Origin of the sequence: Roseovarius sp. MMSF_3350 (genome assembly GCF_030733425.1) — a bacterium.
Classification (GTDB): Bacteria; Pseudomonadota; Alphaproteobacteria; order Rhodobacterales; family Rhodobacteraceae; genus Roseovarius.
The window spans coordinates 140119-148762 of record NZ_JASHIZ010000010.1 but is presented as its reverse complement, the minus strand read 5'-3'; the positions used below and the strand labels follow the sequence as shown (position 1 = coordinate 148762).

Here is an 8644-nt window from a genome sequence, read left to right as displayed (position 1 = left end):
CCCCCGACGTCGAAACGGTGTTTCGACGACCCCCGGGATATTTATGGCCAGAAGAAGAGGGGGACGGTTTGAACCGGGTCTACCTCGATTACAACGCGACGGCGCCCCTTCGGGCCGAGGCGCGGGAGGCGATGGTTGCGGCGATGGATGTCGTGGGCAATCCGTCGTCGGTGCATGGCGAGGGGCGCAGCGCCAAGGCGCTGGTGGAGCGGGCGCGGGCTCAGGTGGCGGCCGCCGTGGGGTGCAAGCCGCAGGAGGTGGTGTTCACCTCCGGCGCGACCGAGGCGGCGCGGGTTCTGGCGGGCTTTGATACCGTGGAGGTGCAGCCGACCGCGCATGACGCGCTCTGGGCGCATCACGCGCCGGGCGAGAGTGGGCCAATGGTGCGCGCCATGGGGCTGGCCAATTCCGAGACCGGGGTGGTGACGCAGCCCGAGACCGGCGAGAACCTGCTGCTTCTGGATATCACGCAGGCGGTGGGCCGCCTGCCGTTTTCGTTCGCCTGGTCGGGTGCGGATCTGGGCGTGATGTCGGCACACAAGCTGGGCGGGCCGAAGGGCGTGGGCGCGCTGATCGTTCGGCAGGGGGTGGATATTCCGGCGCTCAGCCCTGGCGGCGGGCAGGAGATGGGGCGCCGGTCGGGCACCGAGAACATCATCGGCATCGCCGGATTCGGCGCCGCGGCGGAGGCCGCGCAGCGGGATCTGGAGGCCGGAACTTGGGACGAGGTGAAAAAACTTAGAAGGATTCTAGAAAACGCTATTGAGGAATCCTCCCCAGTGACTATTTTTGTCGGGAAATCCGAAGAAAGGCTGCCGAACACATCCTGCTTCATCACGCCCGGCTGGAAGGGTGAAACGCAGGTTATGGCGATGGATCTCGCGGGGTTCGCGATATCGGCCGGTTCGGCCTGTTCCAGCGGCAAGGTCAAGGCAAGCCGCGTGCTGGCGGCGATGGGGTTCGACGAGGTGGAGGCGCAGAGCGCCGTCCGGGTCTCGCTGGGCCCCGCGAACACGGAAGACGAGGTGCTGGCCTTTGCGCGAGCCTGGGTGAAACAGCATGACAAGTTCCGCGCCCGCGCGGCGTGAAGAGAAAAACCGAGGAGGTGGCCCATGGCGGCACTGGATGAAACCCAAGTCAAGGAAGGCGTCGACAAGGAAACGGTCGACGCGGTGCGCGACATCAGCACGTACAAGTACGGCTGGAATACCGATATCGAGATGGAGTACGCGCCCAAGGGGCTGACGCCGGAGATCGTCAAGCTGATCTCGGAGAAGAATGGCGAGCCCGAGTGGATGACCGAGTGGCGTCTGCAGGCCTACGCGCGCTGGCTGCAGAAGGAAGAGCCGGACTGGGCGATGGTCGACTATCCCGAGATCGACTTTCAGAATCAGTACTACTATGCCCGGCCCAAGAGCATGGAGGTCAAACCCAAGTCGTTGGACGAGGTCGATCCCAAGCTGCTGGAAACCTACGAGAAACTGGGCATTCCGCTGAAGGAGCAGATGATCCTGGCCGGCGTCGAGGGCGCCGAGGAGGCGCCTGCCGAGGGCCGCAAGGTGGCCGTGGACGCGGTGTTCGATAGCGTCAGCGTCGGGACGACCTTTCAGGCGGAGTTGAAGAAGGCGGGCGTGATCTTCTGCTCGATCTCCGAGGCGATCCGCGAGCATCCCGAGCTGGTGAAGAAATACCTCGGGTCGGTCGTGCCGGTGAACGACAACTTCTACGCGACGCTCAACTCGGCCGTCTTTTCGGACGGCTCGTTCGTCTACGTGCCGCCGGGCGTGCGCTGCCCGATGGAGCTGTCGACCTATTTCCGCATCAACGCCGAGAATACCGGCCAGTTCGAGCGGACGCTGATCATCGCCGACAAGGGTTCTTATGTCAGCTACCTCGAAGGCTGCACCGCGCCGCAGCGCGACACTTCGCAGCTGCACGCCGCCGTGGTGGAAATCATCGTCGAGGAAGATGCCGAGGTGAAATATTCCACGGTGCAGAACTGGTTCCCGGGCGACGAAGAGGGCAAGGGCGGCATCTACAACTTCGTCACCAAGCGCGCCGATTGCCGGGGCGACCGGGCCAAGGTGATGTGGACGCAGGTCGAGACCGGCTCGGCCGTGACGTGGAAATACCCCAGCTGCATCCTGCGCGGCAATGAAAGCCAGGGCGAGTTCTATTCCATCGCCATCACCAACAACTGGCAACAGGCCGATACCGGCACGAAGATGATCCACCTTGGCAAGAACACCAAGAGCCGGATCGTGTCGAAAGGTATCAGTGCGGGCCACGCGCAGAACACCTATCGCGGTCTTGTCTCGATGCATCCCAAGGCCAAGGACAGCCGCAACTATACGCAATGCGACAGCCTGCTGATCGGCTCGGAATGCGGGGCGCACACGGTGCCTTATATCGAGGTCAAGAACAACTCGTCCCGGGTGGAGCACGAGGCGACCACGTCGAAGGTCGATGACGACCAGCTGTTCTATTGCCGCCAGCGCGGCATGGACGAGGAAGAGGCCGTGGCGCTGGTGGTGAACGGGTTCTGCAAGGACGTGCTGCAGGCACTGCCGATGGAGTTCGCCATGGAAGCGCAGCAGTTGGTGGCGATTTCGCTGGAAGGCAGCGTGGGATGACCGAAGGGTGCCGGACACCCGAGGCGCCCCGGAGCCGGCTGCCGAGGCTTGGCCATTCGGGGCGCCTGCGGTCCGGCACCCGGACCTTTACCATGCTGCTGCTTGGCCATTTCCTGGTCTTCGTTCTGGCGATGAGCCATGACGAGATCGCGCTGCAGGCGGTCGAAAGCGGCTGGATCCGGCCCGGTCAGGCAGAACTGGCCGAACTTGGCATGGGGCTGGTCCTGTTCATGATCTGGGGGTGGCTGAGCGTGCGCGTGGTCGGAATCCTGAATGCGGCGCGGGCGGCTTCGCACGACAAGACGGAGTGATACCATGATCATCACGACGACGAACACCATCGAAGGGCGCAAGATCATCGATTACCGCGGTATCGTGGTGGGCGAGGCGATCATGGGGGCCAATGTCTTTCGCGATTTCTTCGCACAGGTGACGGATATCGTCGGCGGGCGCTCGGGCGCTTACGAGACCAAGCTGCAGGATGCCCGCGACACCGCCATGCACGAGCTGGAAGAGCGGGCCAAGGCTGCGGGCGCGAATGCCGTGGTGGGGGTCGACCTGGACTACGAGGTGTTGGCGGATTCCATGCTGATGGTTTCGGCCAGCGGGACGGCGGTGGTGCTGGACTGAGATGAACCCGACCGCCACCATATCGCGGCCCGAGCTGACGCTGCCGGAGGCCGAGGCGGAGGTGCTGCGCGCGGCCTACGCGGGTGCCGACGTGATCCTGGAATACGGGTCGGGCGGGTCGACCGTGATGGCGGGCGAGATGCCGGGCAAGCGGGTCTTCTCGGTGGAGAGCGACAAGGACTGGGCGCTGATGATGCGTCGCTGGTTCGACGAGAACGCGCCCGCCAAAGGCACCGAGGTGGACGTGATCTGGTCCGACATAGGCCCGACGAAGGAGTGGGGCTATCCGACCGACGCGGAGCAGTACATGCGCTACCCGCGCTACACGCTGGAGGTCTGGGACCTGCCCGAGTTCCGCCAGCCCGACGTGGTGCTGGTGGATGGGCGGTTCCGGACGGGCTGCGTCCTGGCGACGGCGCTTCGCACCGAGCGGCCCGTGCAGCTGTTTATCGACGACTACAAGCGGCGCAAGCAGTACCACGTGGTCGAGAAATTCATTGGCGCCCCAAGGATGACGGGGCGCATGGCGGGGTTCGAGGTTCAGCCGCTGACCCTGCCGCGGAACGAGCTGTTGAACGTGATCGAGATGATGCTGCGCCCCTGAGGGGGCAGCGACAGGAAAAAGGAGAGAAAGATGTTGGAGATCAAAGGCCTGAAGGTCGATCTTGAAGACGAGGAAAAGACCATCCTGAAAGGCGTCGACCTGACCGTCGAGGCGGGCAAGGTGCACGCGATCATGGGGCCGAACGGCTCTGGCAAGTCGACGCTGAGCTATGTTCTGTCGGGCCGTGAGGGCTATAAAGTGACCGGCGGCACGGCCACGCTGGAAGGCGAGGACATCCTGGACATGGAGCCCGAAGAGCGTGCCGCGGCGGGGCTGTTCCTGGCGTTCCAGTACCCGGTCGAGATCCCCGGCGTGGGCAACATGACCTTCATGCGCACCGCACTGAATTCGCAGCGCAAGGCGCGGGGCGAAGAAGAGATGAGTGCGGCCGACTTCCTGAAGCTGGTGCGCGAGAAGGCCGCCACGCTGGAGATGAGCAACGACATGCTGAAGCGGCCCGTGAACGTGGGCTTCTCGGGCGGTGAGAAGAAGCGCAACGAAATCCTGCAGATGGCTGTTCTTGAACCGAAAATGTGCATTCTGGACGAGACGGACTCCGGCCTCGACGTGGACGCGATGAAGCTGGTGTCGCAGGGCGTGAACGCGCTGCGCGACGCGGGCCGCGGGTTCCTGGTGATCACGCACTACCAGCGCCTGCTGGACCATATCAAACCCGACGTGGTGCACATCATGTCCGAAGGCCGCATCGTGAAGACCGGCGGGCCGGAACTGGCGCTCGAGGTCGAGAAGAACGGGTATGCCGATATCAAGGCGGAGGTGGCGTAAATGGCCTTGCCCCAAGCGAAACAGGACGCCACCGAGGCGCGCCTTGCCGCGCTGAGCCTGCCCGACGCGGCTGGCTGGTCCAAGGTGGCACGCGAGGACGCGCTGGCACGGCTGCGGGCCGCGGGCCTGCCGCAACGGCGCGACGAGTATTGGAAGTTCACCCGCCCCGACACGCTGGTCGAGGCGGAGGCGCCCAAGGCCGCCGTGTTCGAGAGCGACGAGACCGAGATGTTCGACGATGTCGACCGCCTTAAGATCGTGTTCCGGGACGGTGTGTTCGATGCCGAGGCCAGCGATAACCTGAGCCTTGAGGGCGTGAAGATCGACCGTCTGGCCGAGGCGGGCCAGGCCGATATCCATTGGGCCAAGGACCTGTACGGCGCGCTGGAAACCAATGGCCAGACGCCCGTGGCGCGGCCTTTGGCGACGCTGAACACCGCCGCCGCGAGCGATGGCGTGCTGATCCATGTGACCGGCAAGGCCAGCAAACCGATCAACCTGATTTATCACCACGAATCAGAGACTTCGGACGCGATCCTGCACCACGTCATCAAGCTGGACGCGGGCGCGGATCTGACCGTTCTGGAAAACGGGCCCGCCGCCGCGCGGTTCAACAAGGTGATGGAGGTCGACGTGGCCGACACCGCCGCATTCCACCACGTGCGCACCCAAGGCCGCGACCACGAGCGCCGCGCGGTGACGCATATCTTCGCGCGGCTGGGCCGGGAAAGCGCCTTCAAGTCCTTCACCATGACTGCCAACGGCGTGCTGACGCGCAACGAGTGCGTGATCGAGCTGACCGGCGACGATGCCATCGCGCATGTTGCGGGCGCCTGCGTCGGCGACGGTGATTTTCACCATGACGACACCGTTTTCATCACCCATGACGCCGAGAATTGCGAAAGCCGGCAGGTGTTCAAGAAGGTCCTGCGCAACGGCGCGGTGGGCGTTTTCCAGGGCAAGATCCTGGTGAAGGAAGGCGCGCAGAAGACCGATGGCTACCAGATCAGCCAGTCGCTGCTGCTGGATGGCGACAGCGAATTCCTGGCGAAGCCGGAGCTGGAGATCTACGCCGACGATGTGGCCTGCTCGCACGGCTCGACCTCGGGCGCGATCGACGAGGAGGCGCTATTTTACCTGCGCGCGCGCGGCGTGCCCAGGTCCATCGCGACCGACCTTCTGACGCTGGCCTTCCTGGCCGAGGCGGTGGAAGAGATCGAGGACGAGGGCCTGCGCGACGGGATCGTCGCGCGCCTTGAAGGCTGGCTGGTGCGGCGGCGCGGCTGATGCCGGTCACCACCGATATCGTGGCCGCCTATCGCGGCCCGCGAACGGTGTTCCGTCGCCTGCTGGCGATGGGCGCGAACGAAGGGCGTGCGCTGGCCATCCTGATGGCGGGCTGCGCGCTCTTCTTCATTTCCGAGTGGCCGCGCCTTGCGCGCGAGGCGCACCTGACCGGGCAGGAGCTGAACCCGATGCTGGGCGGGGCGCTCTTGGGATGGATCTTCATCGCGCCGCTGATCTTCTACGGCATCGGCACGCTCACCCAGCTTGTGGTGCGCATCATGGGCGGCCGCGCCTCGGGCTATGCCACGCGGCTGGCGCTGTTCTGGGCATGGCTGGTGGCCAGTCCGATCAAGCTGCTGCATGGCCTTGTGGCGGGTTTCATCGGCCCCGGTCCGGGCTTGACGGCGGTGGGCGCGATATGGCTTGTGGCGTTCCTGTGGGTCTGGGTCTCGGACCTGCGCGAAGCGGGATGGGGACAGTCATGACCGAAACAGCACTCAAGCCCCTGTTCGTGACCACCGTGCGAGACCCGCGCAGCGGGGCGGCGCGGATCCTGGGGATGAACCTGCCCGTGCAGGCGCTCTGGATCGCGGTGTCGCTGATCTCCGTCGTGACCTCGGGCGTCGTGGCCGCACTGGTTCAGGCCGCGCCCATTCCCGAGGGCGAGCTTGGCGATCTTCTCAGGACGTCGCCGGTCTACAGTTCGCCGCTGATCTTTGCGGTCATGCAATGGGGCAGGGCGGTTCTGTCGGTCTTCATGCTGTATTGGGTCGGTCGCGGCCTGGGCGGGCGCGGCAGCTTGCCCGAGGTTCTGGCGGTCATCACCCTGCTGCAGGCGGTCAGCTTCGTGCTGGTGGCGGGCTTTGTCCTTCTGGGCCTCGTCATCCCGATCCTGTCGTCACTGGGTCTGCTGGTCTTTATCGTCTGGTGGATGTGGGCGGTGTCCAACATGCTCGATGTGGCGCATGGGCTAGGCAGCCCGCTCAAGGCGTTCGGCGTGATGTTGATTGCAATCTTCGGCGTATTGGTGGGGCTGTCCATCATCACGGGCATCATCGGCGGCCTTTTCGCCACAACGACAGGAGCAGTCTGAGATGTACGATATCGACGCGATCCGCCGCGACTTTCCCATTCTGTCGCGCGAGGTGAACGGCAAGCCGCTGGTCTATCTCGACAACGGCGCCAGCGCGCAGAAACCGCAGGTGGTGATCGATGCGATTACCACGGCCTACAGCCACGAATATGCCAACGTGCATCGCGGGTTGCATTACCTGTCGAACCTGGCGACCGAGAAATACGAGGCCGTGCGCGGCACCATCGCGCGCTTTCTTGGCGTGGCGAACGAAAACCAGATCGTGCTCAATTCCGGTACCACCGAGGGGATCAACATGGTCGCCCATGGCTGGGCCATGCCCCTGATGGAGGCGGGCGACGAGATCGTCCTGTCGGTGATGGAACACCATGCCAACATCGTGCCCTGGCATTTCCTGCGCGAACGGCAGGGCGTGGCGCTGAAATGGGTGGACACCGACAGCACCGGCGCGCTGGACCCGCAAAAGGTGATCGACGCGATCGGGCCGAAAACCAAACTGGTGGCGATCACGCACCTGTCGAACGTGCTGGGCACCAAGGTCGACGTCAAGACGATCATAGATGCCGCCCACGCCAAGGGCGTGCCCGTGCTGGTGGATGGCAGCCAGGCGGCGGTGCACATGCCGCTGAACCTGGATGAGCTGGGCGTGGATTTCTATGCCATCACCGGCCACAAGCTGTATGGTCCGTCGGGGTCGGGCGCGATTTTCGTGCACAAGGACCGGTTGGCCGAGATGCGGCCCTTCATGGGCGGTGGCGACATGATCCGCGAGGTCAGCAAGGACGAGGTGAGCTATGCCGCCGCGCCGATGAAGTTCGAGGCGGGCACGCCCGGGATCGTGCAGACCATCGGACTGGGCGTCGCGCTGGAGTACATGATGGGGCTGGGGATGGAAAACATCGCCGCCCACGAGGACCGGCTGCGCGACTATGCCGTGGGCAAGCTCGGCGGGCTTAACTGGTTGCAGGTGCAGGGACAGACGCCGGACAAGGCGGCGATCTTCTCGTTCACGCTGGACGGCGCGGCGCACGCGCATGACATCTCGACCATCCTCGACAAGAAGGGTGTGGCGGTGCGCGCGGGGCATCACTGCGCCGGGCCGCTGATGGATCATATCGGGCTGACGGCGACCTGCCGCGCCTCGTTCGGCCTTTACAATACCGAGGCCGAAGTCGACGCGCTGGTCGACGCGCTGGAACTGGCGCACGAGCTTTTCGCTTGACCGAAAAAAGATTGAACGGATCATCCTGGCGTACCGACCCATGGCCGGAACACCAAGGAGATCATCATGTTCACGCTTCGCACAACCGCCTTTGCCGCCCTCATGGGAGCCACCCTGTCGGCCTGCACCGAGACCCCCACGACCCAGAGCCGGGCCGCGATCACGCCCGACCCGATCATGACCAAGTATGACAGCGACGGGGGCGGCGGTGGCTGTCCCGGTGGCGGAGGGCAAACCAGCGCCGCCGGTCGTGGTGAGTGCCTGCCCGACTACGATCCGCAGACGCCCCGTATTCCGGGCCAGCCCCAGTCCGGCGGCGGCACCGGTGGCGGCGGGCAGCAGGGCGGACGCCCCTGACATCGCACGGCGGCCTGCGCTGTCCGAGCTCG

The 8644-nt window shown here is 64.8% G+C and carries 11 protein-coding genes; all 11 read left to right on the top strand.

The annotated features are described in order from the left end of the window. Positions 1-68 precede the first annotated feature (68 nt). The 11 genes from RBB31_RS11610 to RBB31_RS11560 all read left to right on the top strand — a co-directional run bounded on the left by RBB31_RS11610 (position 69) and on the right by RBB31_RS11560 (position 8612). Entirely contained in the window at positions 69-1088 is a 1020-nt protein-coding gene (locus tag RBB31_RS11610) for a cysteine desulfurase family protein (RefSeq protein WP_306129456.1), read from the top strand. A 24-nt stretch (positions 1089-1112) separates the two neighbouring features. Next, positions 1113-2633 carry a Fe-S cluster assembly protein SufB gene (sufB, locus tag RBB31_RS11605; protein ID WP_306129455.1) on the top strand — a complete coding sequence of 507 codons (1521 nt, stop codon included), beginning with the start codon at positions 1113-1115 and terminating at the stop codon, positions 2631-2633. 92 nt (positions 2634-2725) lie between these two features. After that, complete coding sequence (locus tag RBB31_RS11600) at positions 2726-2944, top strand: hypothetical protein (RefSeq protein ID WP_306129454.1); 219 nt, start codon at positions 2726-2728, stop codon at positions 2942-2944. Positions 2945-2948: 4 nt separating this feature from the next. Continuing rightward, positions 2949-3263: a heavy metal-binding domain-containing protein gene (locus RBB31_RS11595; RefSeq protein WP_306129453.1), complete on the top strand. Its 315-nt coding sequence runs from the start codon at positions 2949-2951 to the stop codon at positions 3261-3263. Between the two features lies 1 nt (position 3264). Further along, positions 3265-3867 (top strand): hypothetical protein, encoded by a 603-nt coding sequence (locus RBB31_RS11590; RefSeq protein WP_306129452.1) that lies wholly within the window; start codon positions 3265-3267, stop codon positions 3865-3867. Positions 3868-3897: 30 nt separating this feature from the next. Next, on the top strand, positions 3898-4653 hold the full coding sequence (gene sufC / locus RBB31_RS11585; protein ID WP_306129451.1) for a Fe-S cluster assembly ATPase SufC: 756 nt from the start codon (positions 3898-3900) through the stop codon (positions 4651-4653). Beyond that, positions 4654-5940: a Fe-S cluster assembly protein SufD gene (gene sufD, locus RBB31_RS11580; RefSeq protein ID WP_306129450.1), complete on the top strand. Its 1287-nt coding sequence runs from the start codon at positions 4654-4656 to the stop codon at positions 5938-5940. It abuts the gene before it with no gap. After that, the gene (locus tag RBB31_RS11575) at positions 5940-6425 is read left to right on the top strand and encodes a YIP1 family protein (RefSeq protein WP_306129449.1); all 486 of its coding nucleotides are present in this window, start codon (positions 5940-5942) and stop codon (positions 6423-6425) included. Before sufD ends, RBB31_RS11575 begins: the two co-directional genes overlap by 1 nt. Continuing rightward, positions 6422-7033, top strand: a complete 612-nt coding sequence (locus RBB31_RS11570; protein ID WP_306129448.1) for a YIP1 family protein — start codon at positions 6422-6424, stop codon at positions 7031-7033. Before RBB31_RS11575 ends, RBB31_RS11570 begins: the two co-directional genes overlap by 4 nt. 1 nt (position 7034) lies before the next feature. Beyond that, entirely contained in the window at positions 7035-8255 is a 1221-nt protein-coding gene (locus RBB31_RS11565) for a cysteine desulfurase (protein ID WP_306129447.1), read from the top strand. 66 nt (positions 8256-8321) lie between these two features. Further along, on the top strand, positions 8322-8612 hold the full coding sequence (locus tag RBB31_RS11560; protein WP_306129446.1) for a hypothetical protein: 291 nt from the start codon (positions 8322-8324) through the stop codon (positions 8610-8612). Positions 8613-8644: the final 32 nt, after the last annotated feature.